Below are 14,475 nucleotides of genomic sequence, written 5' to 3' on the forward strand. Positions count from 1 at the left end.
CTGTCGAGCGTGAGGAGGGCCGGACCATGGCGTACGGCGACTATCAGGACGAGATCTACATGGACGGGCTGCGCGGGGTGGTGCCGCGCTTCCCGATGACCTACGACGAGCTGGAGCCGCTGGCTCAGGCCGCGATGCCCGCCTCCGTGCGCTCCTACGTCATGGCCGGAGCCGGCGACGAGCGCACCCAGCGGGCCAACGTCACCGCGTTCGAACGCTGGGGCCTCGTCCCGCGGATGATGGTGGGGGCCACGGACCGGGATCTGTCCGTCGACCTGTTCGGGATGCGCCTGCCCTCACCCCTGTTCATGGCCCCGGTCGGCGTGATCGGGCTGTGCGCGCAGGACGGCCACGGCGATCTCGCCACGGCCCGTGCCGCCGCCCGCACCGGCGTGCCGATGGTCGCCTCCACCCTGACCGTCGATCCACTGGAGGAGGTCGCCGCCGAGTTCGGCGCCACCCCGGGCTTCTTCCAGCTCTACACGCCCACCGACCGGGAGCTGGCCGAGAGCCTGGTGCACCGGGCCGAGAAGGCCGGCTTCAAGGGCATCGTGGTCACCCTGGACACCTGGATCACCGGCTGGCGCCCCCGCGACCTCGCCGTCAGCAACTTCCCCCAGCTGCGCGGGAACTGCCTGACCAACTACACCAGCGACCCCGTCTTCCGCGCCCGCCTCGCCCGCAGCCCGGAGGACGACCCGGCGGCCGCGGTCGCCGAATGGGTGCGGATCTTCGGCAACCCGCTCACCTGGGACGACCTGTCCTGGCTGCGCTCGATCACCGACCTGCCGCTGATCCTGAAGGGCATCTGCCACCCCGACGACGTCCGCCGCGCCAAGGACGGCGGCGTGGACGGCATCTACTGCTCCAACCACGGCGGCCGCCAGGCCAACGGCGGCCTGCCCGCCCTCGACGTCCTGCCCAGCGTGGTCCAGGCCGCCGACGGCACTCCCGTCCTGTTCGACTCCGGTGTCCGCACGGGAGCCGACATCATCAAGGCCATCGCCCTGGGCGCCTCCGCCGTCGGCATTGGCCGCCCCTACGCGTACGGCCTCGCCTACGGCGGCGAGGCCGGCGTCGTCCACGTCCTGAGGTCCCTGCTCGCCGAAGCAGACCTGATCATGGCCGTCGACGGCTATCCCACCCTCGCCGACCTCGCTCCCGAGGCTCTCCGCCGCCTCACCTGACAGCCGCCGACCAGTCGCGGGACGGACGCATCGGCGGTACCTCGCTCACCGAGTGGTCGGCCATGGTCCACGTCCTCAGCGACCTGGGCCCAGCCTCCCATCAGGCTCGTCACCGAACGGTGTATATGTCATGACAAATACCTATTTGTGCAGCAGGATCGGATTGGCGCACGCTTCCGGCACCCCACGACGCCGAAGACGGCACTCGGCACCGCATGGAATAGCGCGCACCCCTCCACCAGACCCGTCGAACGAGAAACCCAGGCCCAGCAAGGAGTCGATGGCAACCATGACTGAGAAGTCCACCGTCCGCAGCGTGACCTACGACCTGCTGCGAACCCTGAAACTCACCACGGTCTTCGGTAACCCCGGTTCCACCGAGCAGCCGTTCCTGCAGGAATTCCCCGAGGACTTCACCTACGTCCTGGCACTGCAGGAGGCTTCCGTCATCGCGATGGCCGACACCTTCGCCCAGGTCACCGGCCGACCCGCGCTGGTCAACCTGCACTCCTCGGCCGGGATGGGAAACGCGGTGGGCAACCTGGTGGCGGCCTACCACGGCAACACACCCCTGATCATCACCTCCGGCCAGCAGCACCGGGAGCTGGTGATCGGCGACCCGTATCTCGGCAACCGAGAGGCCGTCACGCTGCCCAAGCCGTGGGTGAAATGGTCGTACGAACCCGCTCGCGCCGAAGATGTACCCGAAGCCTTCATGCGGGCCTACGCGGAGGCGCTGCAGCCGCCGACGGGCCCGGTGTACCTGTCGATTCCGATGGACGACTGGAAGCGGCCCCTGTCCGGCTTCACCCGGGTGCGGACGGTCAGCGACCGCGTCGCCCCCGACACCGCTCGGCTGCGCATGTTCGCCGATCGCATCTCGGCCAGCCGTCGTCCCGCGCTGGTCTTCGGTCCGGAGGTGGACCGGGCCGGTGGCTGGGACGCGGCCGTCGCGCTGGCGGAGAAGCTGCGCGCGGCCGTCTACGGCGCCCCACTGCTGGACCGGGCTTCCTTCCCGGAGGACCACCCCCTCTTCGGCGGCCCGCTCGGCATGTCGGTCAAGACCATCAGCGATCGGTTGACGGGCCACGACCTGGTGGTCGTGATCGGCGCGGAGGTGTTCCGCTACTACCCCTACGTGCCCGGGCCGTACCTGCCGGAGGGCACGGAGCTGCTGCAGATCACCGGCAACCCGGCGGTGGCCGCGGGGGCGCGCGTCGGTGACAGCCTCCTGGGCGATCCCAAGACGGCGATCGAGCTGCTCCTGGACATGGTCGCTGAGGGTTCGGCGCGGACCGCGCCGGAACCGATGCCGCAGCCCCGCGAGCTCCCCCAGGCGCCGAACACCCCGCTCACCCCGCCGGAGGTGTACGCCACCCTCAGCAGGGTCCGGCCGGCCGACGCGGTCATCGTCAACGAGTCGACCTCCACGATGGCGCAGCAGATCGAGTGGCTCCCCACCAACCGGACCGGATCGTTCTTCGCCACGGCCAGCGGAGGCATCGGCTGGGGCACCCCGGCCGCCGTGGGCGTCGCGCTCGGCGACCGGGACAGGGGCGCCGAACGGCCGGTGATCGGCCTGATCGGCGACGGCTCCTTCCAGTACTCCGTGCAGGCCATCTACACGGCCGCCCAGCACAACCTCCCGATCGTCTACGTCGTCATGCGCAACCAGGAGTACTCCATCCTCAAGTCGTTCGCCGTGCTGGAGGAGACCCCCGGGGTGCCCGGGCTCGACCTGCCCGGGCTCGACATCGCCTCCGTCGCCCGCGGCTTCGGATGCCGCGCGGTCGACGTGGATACCACCGAGGACCTGGAGCGCGAGTTCAAGTCGGCCCTGACCGCCGACACCACCACCGTCATCGTCGTCGCCACGCAGCCCCAGAAGGCGATGTTGTAGGCCGCGCGGATCGGGCGGTCGAAGAAGGAACAGCGGAGAGAGGACAACAAACATGGACTTCGGACTGAAGGACCGGGTGTACATAGTCACCGGCGGCACCCGCGGGCTGGGCATGGCCGCCGCGCGCGAACTGGTGGCGGACGGCGCGCGGGTGGTCGTCAGCGGCCGCGACGAGAAGTCGGTCGCCGCCGCACAGGCGGACCTCGGCGGCCCAGGGCAGGCAGTCGGCGTCGTGGCCGACAACGCCGACGCCGACACTCCGGAGCGGCTGATCGCCGCGGCCCGTGACGCGTTCAAGCGCCTGGACGGAGTGCTCATCAGCGTCGGCGGGCCCCCGGCAGGCACCTCGGACACCATCGACGACGACCAGTGGCGCGCCTCCTTCGAGTCGGTATTCCTCGGCGCGGTGCGGCTCTCCCGCGCCGTCGCCGCCGAGCTGGGCGAGGGAGGTGCCATCGGCTTCGTCCTCTCCAGCTCCGTGTACGAGCCCATTCCCGGCCTCGCGATCTCCAACGCCCTGCGGCCGGGCCTGGCCGGCTACGCGAAGAACCTCGCCAACGAGCTGGGCCCCCGAGGCATCCGCGTCGTCGGCCTCGTGCCCGCCCACATCGAGACCGACCGGGTACGCGAACTCGACGCACGGCACGGTGACGCCGACGCCGCCCGCGAACGCGCCACCGCCGGCGTCCCCCTGCGCCGCTACGGAACCCCGGACGAGTTCGGCCGCAGCGCCGCCTTCCTGCTCTCGCCCGCAGCGTCGTACCTCACGGGCGTGATGCTGTCGGTCGACGGCGGCGTACGCAAAGGCTTCTAGAGTCTCCGCGGTCAAGACCGCGAATCGAGCGGGTTCACGCTAGGGTGATCGCCGGGGAAGCACCGAGACCGTATGGCCGCCCTTCGCCGCAAGCGCCGTACGGCGGTGGAAACAAGCACACCATCGGCCTGAGCACACCCCGTGAGGTGGGCGGTACGCGCGCGGTCAGCGTTGTGCCGTGCTACGAGCGGAACCTATCCTCACCACTGTGGCGACTTCCGAGAGCCGGAGGTATCCCGCACAGCCCGCCGGTTGCGACTCTGGCGGCCTCGTGGGGCGCGCGCGAGCTGGCGCTGATCGACTCGCTGTTCGCCGATCAGGATCGCACCGGGTACGGCCCCGTCGGCCGCGGGTTGCTGCTGCTTGGTGACCCAGGGGTCGGGAAGACCGCGCTGCTCGACGTCGCCGCGGCCCGGTCGAGTGCCGTGGGCAGACGTGTGCTGCGCGCCTGCGGCGCGGAGTTCGAGGCCGGGATCAGTTTCGCGATGATCCACCAGATGCTCTACCCACTGCGCGCGGACGCCGATCTCCTACCCGGCCCGCAGCGCGATGTCCTCTGCCGGCTCTTCGACCTGACGCCGGCAGCTCTCCCGGACCCGCTGACCGCCGGGACAGCCGTACTCGCCCTGCTCGGCGCGGCCGCCGACGAATGCCCGCTACTGCTGGTGGCCGATGACGCGCCGTGGATCGACCCGGCCAGCGCCACGGTACTGGCCTTCGCCATGCGTCGGCTGGGCCAAGCCCCTGTGGCCCTGCTTGCGGCCGCCCGTACCGGGCTGAAAGGGCTTCTCCACCATGTGGGGCTGCCGGAACGGACGGTGCCACCCTTGGACGACCAGTCGGCGGCGGAGCTTGTGGAGGCCCGGTGGCCGGGCCTGGCGCCGACCGTGCGTCGCCGGCTGCTGGCCCAGGCCGCGGGTAACCCGCTGGCCCTCCAGGAGCTACCGACGACTCTGAACGACAGGCAGCGCTCCGGCGCACAGCCGGTGCCCAGCGTGCTGCCCCTGTCCGAGCGGTTGCTGGACACCTTCGCCCCCGAGCTCGACCAGCTGCCCGGCCCGACCAGAAAGGCACTCCTGCTGGCCGCACTGGCGGCCGACGACGACCTGGACACCATCAGGGCCACGACCCGATGCTCGCTGGACCTGGACGACCTGGCCCCGGCACAGCGGGCCCGGCTGGTCCACGCCGACACCGCCTCCGGACAGGTCACCTTCAGCCATCCGCTGACCCGCTCGGCGGTTGTGTACCTGGCCCCGCCGGGCGAGCGCCGGGCCGCGCACCGGGCACTCGCCGAGGCCCTGGCCTTCGACCCCGAGCGCCAGGCGTGCCATCTGGCCGCGGCCAGCGCCGGACCCGACGAGACGGTGGCCCGGGCGCTGGACAAGGCGGCCATGCTCGCGCGGCACCGCGGCCGTGCCTCGACCGCGGTGGCCACCCTGGTGCGCGCGGCTGAACTCAGCCCGCACCCCGGAGACCGCTCCCGGCGCCTGGTCGAGGCCGCCCACCTCGCCACCATGGCCGGACAGCTCGACCAGGTCACCTGGCTGCTGGCGGACGCCGGGCAGACCCCGCAGAGCCCGGATGCGCTGGTTTTCGCCGCCACCGCCCACCTGCTCACGAACGACGAAGGCGACGTTTCCGCCGCGTACCGGCTGCTGACCCGGGCGCTCGACGCCGGCGAGGATGCCGGGCCGGAATCCTGGGACAGGTACGGCATCCTCTACGCGCTGCTGCTGGTCAGCCTCTACACCCTGCGGCCGGAGCCGTGGGAGCTGCTCAGGAAGGCCATGGTCCGCTTCGAGCCCGAGCAGGTCGTCCCGTTCCAGCTGTGTTACGACGCGTACGTCGATCCCACCCGGGCCTCGGACGCCATCCGGGAGGGCCTGGCCCGCGCCTTCGCCGCGCTCCCGCGGGCCGCTGCGCCCTGGGAAGTGATTCCGCTGGCCTTCGCCGCGGTCGCGATGGACACCCTGTCCGACTACCGCTACGCGGTCCGCGGCATGATCGAGCGGGAACGCGACGGCGGCGCCATCGCCATGGTGGTGCCCGCGCTGATGCTGCTCTGCCAGGACTCCTACGTACACGGCCGGTGGGACGAGGCCGAGAACCTCGCGCAGCAGGGGCTGGAGTTGGCGACGGGCTATGGCTACTCGTTCTGGGAGCGGCAGATCCGGGCCGTGCTGGCCTCCGGTGCCGCGCTGCGCGGCGATGTGGACCTGGCCCGCGCCCGCAGCAAGGAGACCACCACCTGGGCGGCGCCCCGGGGCATGGGCGTCACCATGGGGTACGCCCGCTCGGCCGGCCATCTCGCGGCCATGGGCCAAGGCGACTTCGAGGAAGCCCACACCCAGGTGGCGCAGATCGCCCCGCCCAGCGCCCCCAGCGCAGGCATCCCCAACCGGTGGGTGGTGCTCGACCTGGTCGAGGCGGCGATGCGTACCGGCCGCCGCGAGGAGGCCCGCGCACACGTCGTCGCCGCCCAGCAGGGCGGCCTCCCCCGCATCGGCACGCGCATCGCGATCATCACGGCCGGAGCCGCGGCCGTGGCCGCGGACGACGACAAGGCCGGCGCCCTGTTCGAGGCGGCCCTGGCCCTGCCCGAAGCCGCCCGCTATCCCTGGGAGCAGGCACGTATCCAGTTCGCCTACGGACAGTGGCTGCGCCGCACCCGGGACACCGCCCGCGCACGTATCCAGCTGCGTGCCGCCATGGAGACCTTCGACCGGATCGGCGCGCGAGCGATGGTGCAGCGCGCCCGCAACGAACTGCGCGCCACCGGCGTAGCCGCTGCGCGTTCCGACCCGGCGGCACCCGAACTGACCGCCCAGGAACGGCAGATCGCCGAACTGGCCGCCACCGGGCTCACCAATAAGGAGATCGGCGCCCGTCTGTTCCTGTCCCACTGCACGGTCGGCTCCCACCTGCACCGGATCTTCCCGAAACTCGGCATCACCACCCGCGCCGCGCTGCGCGCCGCACTGGAAGCCGGCGCCCCCGAAGCCCATTCCGAGGGTCAATTCCAGTCGTAGACGCGCGCGGCCTACACCTCCGGTACGACGGCTTCGTCGGCCACGAGCCGGCCCGCGGGTCCGATGTCGTGTTTGCAGGGCGGGGAGGCGGCGTCCACCCGCGGCGGCGGAAGCGGTGGCTTGGTGAGCCGCGCCCGTAGGCGAGACCGTGGCGGGTGTCCCGAGCGCTTCGAGTTCACAAAGGTGGGTCCGGATGTCGGTGACCGCGGACATCGGTGCTGGTTCCCTACAGCGCCGGCGAGTGGGACATGCCGTTCCAGCGCTGTGCCGACGGCACGTGAATGTCCAACTGGTCCAGGACGCGGACGACGACATGGCTGACCGGATCCCCGATCGTCTCGGGACGGTAGTAGCAGGCGGGCATCGGCGGGACGATCCGAGCCCCCATACGCGTGAGCGCCAGCATGTTGTCCAGGTGACTCTCGCTGAGCGGGTCCCGTGCCACGAGTACCAATCGGCGCCCGGCCTTCAGCGTCACGTCGGCCGCACGGGAAATGAGCCCCTCGGCACAGCCGGTGCATATTCCGGCCAGGGTCTTCAAGCCGCACGGCGCGATGACCATGGCGTCCCCCCGGAACGACCCCGACGAGATCGGCGCGCCCTGGTCGTTCCACGCGTACGTCGCGTCCGCGAGGTCGATGACCTCGTGCGCCGACAATCCGGTCTCCCGTCGCACGGTCGACCTGGCCCACGGGGACAACACCAGATGGGTCTCCACATCCGGCTGCTGCCGCAGTCGGCGCAACAATTCGACACCGAACACGGCTCCGGTCACCCCCGTCATCCCCACGATCATTCTCCGTGGCATGGGTATCCACCGCCTCCGCATGCGATCACTTCGAGCGGAACTACCCACGCACCGTGAAGGTCCTGAGCGCGAACGAGCCGCTCGAAACTGGCTGCGACCGATTCTCACCACGCGGCGGGGCCGTTCCGCATGCGTCAGATGACTGAACAATCCGGGAGCGGTCGGGCAGGAAGGCGACCGACTGACGTGCATGCAGTCAATCGACCGAAGACGAGGCCGTGAGCCGCGACGTAGTTTCGACATCGGCGCCGTCCAGAACCACTCGCTTCTGAATGGTGTGAGGGTGATCGCTTGATGGCGGCAAGGATCCCGCGCGGTCTCGGGATGCGCGCGCCATCGGCCGTCCGGCGCTGGACCGCGCGGGCCGGTACCCGGCGCTGCCTCCTCGCAGGGACAGATCGCGAGGCCGTGTTCATCTCCCGGACGATCAGTGCAGCGGGCGCCGGACACCGATCCGCCGGCCGCCGCTCGCGGCGAAGCGGACCGTGTCCCCCGCGGCCGGCGCGCCGGTACTTTCGATTCCGATCGAGCCGCGGGTCACGAACAGCTCGCGACCAGCCGCCACGAAACCATCGGCTCCGCGCCCGGCCCCGGAAACGGGGACAGCACGACGCGACGCCCCTTTCCTGGCTCCCTCACTACGGCTGCTGGTCGCGGCCTGCGTCTCCGAGTTCCTTGAGCAGCAGGGTCAGGGTAGCGAGCCGCTCGGGTCCGAGCAGCTCCTCGATCCAGCGGCTTGTCTCCTGTGCCTGCTGGCGGCCCAGGGCCGCTCGTTCGTGCCCGGCAGGAGTCAGGGAGACCAGTTGCCGGCGGCGGTTGCCGGGGTCCGTGCTCTTGGTGATCAGGCCGCGGGCCACGAGCCGGTCGAGAAGTGGGGTGAGCGTCGACCGGTCGACCGCGGCGAGGGCGCCCAGCGTCTTCTGGTCGAGGCTTCCACGCTCGTCCAGGACGTGAAGCACCGCGAATTGCGGAGGTGTGAGGTCACCGCTGCGCAGCTGCCACGAGGCGTTCACCGCCTGCGAGGCACGTCGCAGCTGGTGGGCCATGCCGTCTTCCAGCGTCCCGTCGTATCGCGCTCCGGTCGTCATAAGTACAGGCTACCTCCGTATACGGTCAGTCGGTACACGGACTGTTTGCAATCGGAAGTTTCGATAGCTACATTGTTCCGTGTACGGACTTACCGTGTACGGAAGGTTGATCCCATGTCCCGACGTGTGATCTTGGGGATGACCGGAGCGACCGGCGCCGTCTTCGGTGTCGAACTGCTTCGCCGACTGCGGGAGCAGCCGGATGTGGAGACTCATCTCGTTCTGTCCCAATGGGCCAGGGCGACCATCCATCTGGAGACCGACCTGTCGGTCCGCGAAGTCACCGACCTGGCCGACGTGACCTATACGTGGAACGACCAAGGGGCGGCAATCTCATCAGGTTCATTCCGCGTGGACGGAATGATTGTCGCGCCGTGCAGCATGAAGACCCTCGCCGGCATCCGAACCGGATACGCCGACGGTCTCATCCCCCGAGCTGCCGACGTCACGCTGAAGGAGCGCCGCCCCTTGGTGCTCGTACCGAGGGAGACTCCGCTCAGCGAGATCCATCTCGAGAACATGCTGGCGCTTTCGCGCATGGGAGCGAGGATCGTGCCGCCGATGCCGGCCTTCTACAGCCGTCCGAAAACCATTGACGAGCTCGTTGAGCATGTCGTTGTCCGAGTCCTGGACCAACTCGATATCCAGGTGGCTTCGGCGCAGCGCTGGGACGGAATGCCGCGCCCCTCCGAACTGAAAGGCGTAACCAACTGATGTCTGAAATCAATGACTTCCGGTCCTACATCTCCGCGCTCGAAGAGCTGGGGGACATTCAACGGATCTCACGCGTGATCGATCCGAACCTGGAAGCGTCGGCCATCACCCGTCGGTCCACCGAGAACGGCAGGCCCGCCCCGTTCTTCGAGCACCTCAGCGGAGTCGACGAGGGGTTCCGCATGATCGGCGCCCCGGGTGCCCTGTCGAGCATTCCCGGGCATCCGCTGGCGCGGGTCTCCCTCTCTCTCGGTCTGCCGTACACGACGACCGCAGCCGAACTGGTCGAACACCTCAGGGAAGCAGGCACGAAGGAACTGCTCCCACCTCGGCGGGTGGCAGCCGACTCGGCACCCTGCAAGCAGAACATCCTGACGGGTGACGAAGCCCGTCTCGACCGGTTCCCCATTCCTCGCGTGCACCAGGACGACGGCGGCCCCTACGTCAACACCTGGGGCGTGATCATCGCCAGGACACCGGACGGCCGATGGACGAACTGGTCCATCTCCCGGATCATGAAGATCGACGACCGGCACATGACCGGACTGGTGCTGCCGAGCCAGCACCTCGGCATGATCTGGCGCGAGTGGGAGGCCATCGGTGAGCCGATGCCCTACGCCCTCGTGCAGGGAGGCGACCCGGGCATTGCCGTCGTCGGCGGAATGACCGTCCCGACCGAGGTCGACGAGGGCGCGTATCTCGGAGCGGTGCTGGGGAAGCCGGTCGACGTCGTGAAGTGCGAGACGAACGATCTGGAAGTGCCCGCCTCCGCCGAGGTCGTCATCGAGGGACACCTGTCCGCGACCCGCGACGCCGTGGAGGGTCCGTTCGCGGAGTTCCACGGCTGGGCACTGCCCGAGACGTCGCCGCAACCGCTTTTCAGCATCGAGGCGATCACCTACCGGGACGACCCGATCTGGCCGCTGGCCGCCGCCGGCCGGCCTGTTGACGACTCGCACGTCGCACCGGCTGCCGGCATCTCCGCAGAGGTCGTCGCGGTCCTGCGGAAGGCGGGACTGCCGATCACGACGGCCTGGCTCCCGCTCGGTGCCGCCTGCTTCTGGACGGTGATCACCGTCCCGCAGAACTGGCGCGACTCGCTGCCGGGGATGGACACCGCGCGCTTCGCGCACCGCATCGGCGAGGTGCTGAACGGCACCCGGGTGGGGCGGCTCTCCCCGGTCGTCTACGTCCTCGACGACGACGTGGATCCGTCGAACGACTCGGATCTGCTGTGGGCTCTGGCCACCAGGGTGCACCCGTCCCTCCGCCAGGAGCAGTGGCACGGACCGATCATGCCGTGGTACCCGTGCTTCACCGAGGAGGAACTGCACAACGGCTGGGGAGCCATCGTCGTGCACGACGCCCTGCTCCCGGCGGTAGGAAGCGGACGCGTACCGCCCGCAACGTTCGACGGCGTCTTCCCGGCAGATGTGCGCGCCAAGGTCCTCGCCGCCGAATCCGAGTCGGCAGGCGACACCGGCTCTGCCGCATCGCGCTGACGCCTGGGTGCCGCGGATCGCGGGAGGTATCCACCAGGTGGCCGTCTCCCGACCGGCATGCTCGGCCGCCGGCCCCGAGGGACCCTCCCGCTCGGGGCCGTTGGCTGCCACCGCCTGGGTGAATGAGTCATCACTACAAGCCGCCGGCCGAGTGAACCATGGGATTTGGCGACCGCGTGACGAGGTACCGATCAGCCTGCGTGTCGGACCGACGCGGACAGCGGTCCTCAACGACGGCCTCGAGACCTCCATCCGTCAGGCACGAGAAGGTGCGGCCGCCAGCCCGATGCGTCAAGAAGGGGACAGACGTGACCCAGCAGAATGTGACAGTTGCTGTCACGGGGGCAGGCGGCACCGGAGTGGCCAAAGCCTTGCTCGCCTCACTTCAGAGAGACGACCGGGTCGGCCACGTCAACCTTCTCGTGTCGGCCAACGGGCGCAAGCTGGTAGCTTTCGAATTCCAGACCGGCGAAGATCCGGACTCGGTGGTCCAGGCCCTGGAGGCCACGTCGACGAAAGTCCGCTTCCTCGATCCGGCCGACATGTCAGGACCGGTGACCAGCGGCAGCTACCCCACCGACGCCATGATCATCCTGCCGTGTGCCGCCGGCGTACTCGGACGCATCGCTCACGGCCAGACCGAGAGCCTCATCGAGCGAGCCGCGGACGTGATGCTGAAGCAACGGCGCAAACTCGTCCTCTGTCTCCGGGAAGCACCGCTGAATCTCATCCACCTGCGCAACATGGTCGCTGTCACGGAGGCGGGAGCCACCGTGTACCCGATGATCCCTACGTACTACAACGTGCCGGAGACACTCGCGCAACTGCGGGACGAGTTCGTCGAACGCGTCCTGCAGTTCCTGGGCCTGCCCGGCACCGATCGCTACCAGTGGGACGGCACCGACACCACAGCGCGACGCGAGCGCACTCAGGCACGGTAGCGGACCGTGGCCGGCAGCTTCGGGCGCGTTTGTCTCCCGTTGCTACTCACCAGCGGTCCTGGGTTCGCTGATACGGCGGGCGGCCTCAACGACCGCCGCGCGGGAAGGATCTTCCCCCTTCCCGGTCTGGTCCCCCTGCGACCCTAGGAAACATGAGTCGTGACCTGCACCTGAACGAATTGGGGGAGTTCCTCAGGGCACGCCGTGCCGACCTCAACCCGGCCGACGTAGGCCTCCCGTCGCCTCCGACCAGCCACGGCGGGTGGCTGGTCTGCGCCGTGAGGAGGTTGCTCTGCTGGCCTCCATCAGCACCGAGTACTACGCGCGGATCGAGCAGGGGCGCCTCCAGGCATCCACTCCAGTGCTGGCCGACCTCGCCCGGGTGCTCCGACTCGACACGGACCAGCGGACCTACCTTTTCGAACTCGCGGCCAAGAACAAGCTGCCGTCAGGCGATGCCCGGCGGAAGGTGGACCCACAGCTGCAGTACCTCCTCGACGACCTCGGCACGAGCCCCGCGGTCGTCTCTGGACGCCCTACCGATGTTCTGCCTGGAATAACCGCCAACCAGGGGAGGGCCGCACGGATGAGCGACAGCGAGCGCGACACGGAGCACGGCGAGCAGATCCACCCGGTGCTCGGCCGGATGGGCACCTCCGCCGACCCGGCCGCCAAGGAGGCACTGCGCGAGCGCGCGGAGAACTTCCATCACACCGAGCCCACATGGACGGCGCGGCGCCGAGACACCGCGGATGTCGACCTGGACCCGCAGGACGACGCGGTGGAGTGGGCGCACACGTTCGTCCGGGGCGGCACCGACAAGACGGTGACAGCCGTGGACACCGATCCCCAGGGGAGCGCCACGGTGTGGCAGCGCGGCGCCGACGGGGTGGAGGGCCGGGCGTGAGCACCGGACACAGCCCGCAGGGCTCCCGGCCGGAGCCGACCGTGGCGCCCCAGACTCCCGCGCCCTGCACGCCGGCCGACGACACCACGGCCGCGCAGCAGGAAGCCACGAAATCCGAGCTGCTGCGGCTGTACTGGTTCATCCACGTGCGCCTCCGGCAGAACCACTCCAGCGAAGGCGACTGGGAGCGGCTCGGGCGCATGACCGGCCGCGGCGAGGCCGCCATCGAGCTCGGCCGCCTGGACGCCGCCCGCACCGAGTTCGAACGGCTGCGGGAGATGGCGCAGCAGTGGAGCGACCACCCCGAGTACCGGCAGGCCGTGGAGGGGCAGGCGTGAGCGTCGAGCGACTGGAGCGACTGGAGCCCGAGAGTGAGGGCGCGGCCGATCTGGTCGTCTACGAAGGCGAGTTGCTGGACGTCGCCGACACCGCGGCGCCGGTGCGCTACATCGTCAACCAGCACACCATGCTCGCCCCCGGGGAGCACCCGCCGCGCGCCGACGAACAGCCGGTATGGGGTGAACACGAATTCCGGCTGACCGACGAGGACGTCGCCGACCTAGACGAGCCGGATCTCGCCGAGAACACCGTCATCAACCGGGACTCCACGGTGCGCGCCTTCGAGGCATGGTGCGCGCAGCAGAAGCCGCCGCACCGGGCCCGCCCGTGCACCACAACCACCTACACCCGCTACGGCCTGCACCTGATCCGGCTGGGCAAGGCGGGGAAGTACGTGCCGGACAGCGTGGGGACATACATGTCCCGGATCTGGAACTGGCAGCCGGTCGACCTGCGCCCCGACCCCAGCCACTTCAAGGCCCGCCTGCGCGCCTGGCGCAGGGAGTGGGTGGCGGCCGGCGGTGAGGTGAGGCGGGCCCCGGCCGTCACCATCGGCTACAACCTGCGGATCATCAACGCGATTGACGAGACGACGAACATCGGCAAGCGGGACGCGTTCCTTGCGGCCCTGGCCTACGCGAACCTGCACCGCGAGATGGAGCTCGCCGACCAGCTCGTGAAGCGGGTAAGGGTTCACCCCACCGGCCTGTTCGTGACCACGGCCATGTCCAAGACCGACCAGACGGGCAAGGGGGCTGGTCGGTTCATCAAGGACCGGGAAGACCTCCAACTCGTGCGCCGCGCCCAGGCGTGGCTCGACGTCCTGCGCGAGCTCGGCGCGAACGGCCCCGACGACCCGCTCTTCCGCGCCCTCACCAAGAAGGGCCAACTGGTGAAGTACCCCGAGGACCGCAAGCGCGGGAAGAAGATGCGCCCGGGCTCCCTCAACGAACGGCTTCAGGTTCTCGCCGACCGTGCGGGTGTGCCCTACATCGACGGCAAGAAGGTCACCTCTCACTCCTGGCGGGCCGGGGCGAACACCGACCTGATCGAGGCGGGCGTCTCCCTCCAGGAGCGCAACAGGGCCGGCCGATGGGCGGACGGCTCCAAGACCGCCGACACCGTCTACGACCGCCCCCACGGTGTCGGGACCCGTGACCCGCTCGCCGCGGTCCCGCTGTACGGCGGCCCCGCCCACGCCGCCGTACAGCAGGCCCGAGCGGAGGAAACCGAAGCATAGTCC

General features: G+C 69.8%; 12 protein-coding genes and 1 pseudogene. 10 read left to right on the top strand and 3 right to left on the bottom strand.

Translation table 11 applies throughout. The features are described 5' to 3' along the window. Positions 1-26 precede the first annotated feature (26 nt). From GQF42_RS01290 to GQF42_RS01305, 4 genes are all read left to right on the top strand, one after another. Positions 27-1,187: an alpha-hydroxy-acid oxidizing protein gene (locus GQF42_RS01290; RefSeq protein WP_158916911.1), complete on the top strand. Its 1,161-nt coding sequence runs from the start codon at positions 27-29 to the stop codon at positions 1,185-1,187. 289 nt (positions 1,188-1,476) lie between these two features. Next, positions 1,477-3,087: a benzoylformate decarboxylase gene (mdlC, locus tag GQF42_RS01295; protein ID WP_158916913.1), complete on the top strand. Its 1,611-nt coding sequence runs from the start codon at positions 1,477-1,479 to the stop codon at positions 3,085-3,087. 52 nt (positions 3,088-3,139) lie between these two features. Beyond that, positions 3,140-3,901: an SDR family oxidoreductase gene (locus GQF42_RS01300; protein WP_158916915.1), complete on the top strand. Its 762-nt coding sequence runs from the start codon at positions 3,140-3,142 to the stop codon at positions 3,899-3,901. A 173-nt stretch (positions 3,902-4,074) separates the two neighbouring features. Beyond that, complete coding sequence (locus tag GQF42_RS01305) at positions 4,075-6,933, top strand: helix-turn-helix transcriptional regulator (RefSeq protein ID WP_233273733.1); 2,859 nt, start codon at positions 4,075-4,077, stop codon at positions 6,931-6,933. A 226-nt stretch (positions 6,934-7,159) separates the two neighbouring features. On the opposite strand, the gene GQF42_RS01310 is transcribed toward GQF42_RS01305, so the two are convergent. From GQF42_RS01310 to GQF42_RS01320, 3 genes are all read right to left on the bottom strand, one after another. Then, the gene (locus tag GQF42_RS01310; protein WP_158916919.1) at positions 7,160-7,741 is read right to left on the bottom strand and encodes a UbiX family flavin prenyltransferase; all 582 of its coding nucleotides are present in this window, start codon (positions 7,739-7,741) and stop codon (positions 7,160-7,162) included. Between the two features lie 427 nt (positions 7,742-8,168). After that, complete coding sequence (locus GQF42_RS01315; RefSeq protein ID WP_158916921.1) at positions 8,169-8,306, bottom strand: hypothetical protein; 138 nt, start codon at positions 8,304-8,306, stop codon at positions 8,169-8,171. Between the two features lie 73 nt (positions 8,307-8,379). Then, positions 8,380-8,829: a MarR family winged helix-turn-helix transcriptional regulator gene (locus tag GQF42_RS01320; protein WP_067051826.1), complete on the bottom strand. Its 450-nt coding sequence runs from the start codon at positions 8,827-8,829 to the stop codon at positions 8,380-8,382. Positions 8,830-8,943: 114 nt separating this feature from the next. On the opposite strand from GQF42_RS01320, the gene GQF42_RS01325 reads away from it, so the two are divergent. From GQF42_RS01325 to GQF42_RS01350, 6 genes and pseudogenes are all read left to right on the top strand, one after another. Beyond that, positions 8,944-9,543, top strand: a complete 600-nt coding sequence (locus GQF42_RS01325; RefSeq protein ID WP_158916923.1) for a non-oxidative hydroxyarylic acid decarboxylases subunit B — start codon at positions 8,944-8,946, stop codon at positions 9,541-9,543. Then, positions 9,543-11,045, top strand: coding sequence for a UbiD family decarboxylase (locus GQF42_RS01330; protein WP_158916925.1), 1,503 nt, complete (start codon positions 9,543-9,545; stop codon positions 11,043-11,045). Before GQF42_RS01325 ends, GQF42_RS01330 begins: the two co-directional genes overlap by 1 nt. Positions 11,046-11,353: 308 nt before the next feature. Further along, on the top strand, positions 11,354-11,986 hold the full coding sequence (locus tag GQF42_RS01335; protein WP_067051830.1) for a UbiX family flavin prenyltransferase: 633 nt from the start codon (positions 11,354-11,356) through the stop codon (positions 11,984-11,986). Between the two features lie 152 nt (positions 11,987-12,138). Then, a pseudogene (locus GQF42_RS45390) lies at positions 12,139-12,536 on the top strand (helix-turn-helix domain-containing protein); the annotation flags it as partial. A gap of 353 nt (positions 12,537-12,889) precedes the next feature. Continuing rightward, complete coding sequence (locus GQF42_RS01345) at positions 12,890-13,231, top strand: hypothetical protein (protein ID WP_158916927.1); 342 nt, start codon at positions 12,890-12,892, stop codon at positions 13,229-13,231. After that, positions 13,228-14,472: a site-specific integrase gene (locus GQF42_RS01350; RefSeq protein WP_158916929.1), complete on the top strand. Its 1,245-nt coding sequence runs from the start codon at positions 13,228-13,230 to the stop codon at positions 14,470-14,472. The genes GQF42_RS01345 and GQF42_RS01350 overlap by 4 nt, the downstream gene beginning before the upstream one ends. Positions 14,473-14,475 lie beyond the last annotated feature (3 nt).

This window comes from Streptomyces broussonetiae (assembly GCF_009796285.1).
Lineage (GTDB): Bacteria > Actinomycetota > Actinomycetes > Streptomycetales > Streptomycetaceae > Streptomyces > Streptomyces broussonetiae.

Coding starts and splice junctions, on each gene's coding strand:
- GQF42_RS01290 (WP_158916911.1), top strand. CDS start 27: ATGGCGTACGGCGACTATCAGGACGAGATCTACATGGACGGGCTGCGC.
- mdlC (WP_158916913.1), top strand. CDS start 1,477: ATGACTGAGAAGTCCACCGTCCGCAGCGTGACCTACGACCTGCTGCGA.
- GQF42_RS01300 (WP_158916915.1), top strand. CDS start 3,140: ATGGACTTCGGACTGAAGGACCGGGTGTACATAGTCACCGGCGGCACC.
- GQF42_RS01310 (WP_158916919.1), bottom strand. CDS start 7,741: ATGCCACGGAGAATGATCGTGGGGATGACGGGGGTGACCGGAGCCGTG.
- GQF42_RS01320 (WP_067051826.1), bottom strand. CDS start 8,829: ATGACGACCGGAGCGCGATACGACGGGACGCTGGAAGACGGCATGGCC.
- GQF42_RS01325 (WP_158916923.1), top strand. CDS start 8,944: ATGTCCCGACGTGTGATCTTGGGGATGACCGGAGCGACCGGCGCCGTC.
- GQF42_RS01330 (WP_158916925.1), top strand. CDS start 9,543: ATGTCTGAAATCAATGACTTCCGGTCCTACATCTCCGCGCTCGAAGAG.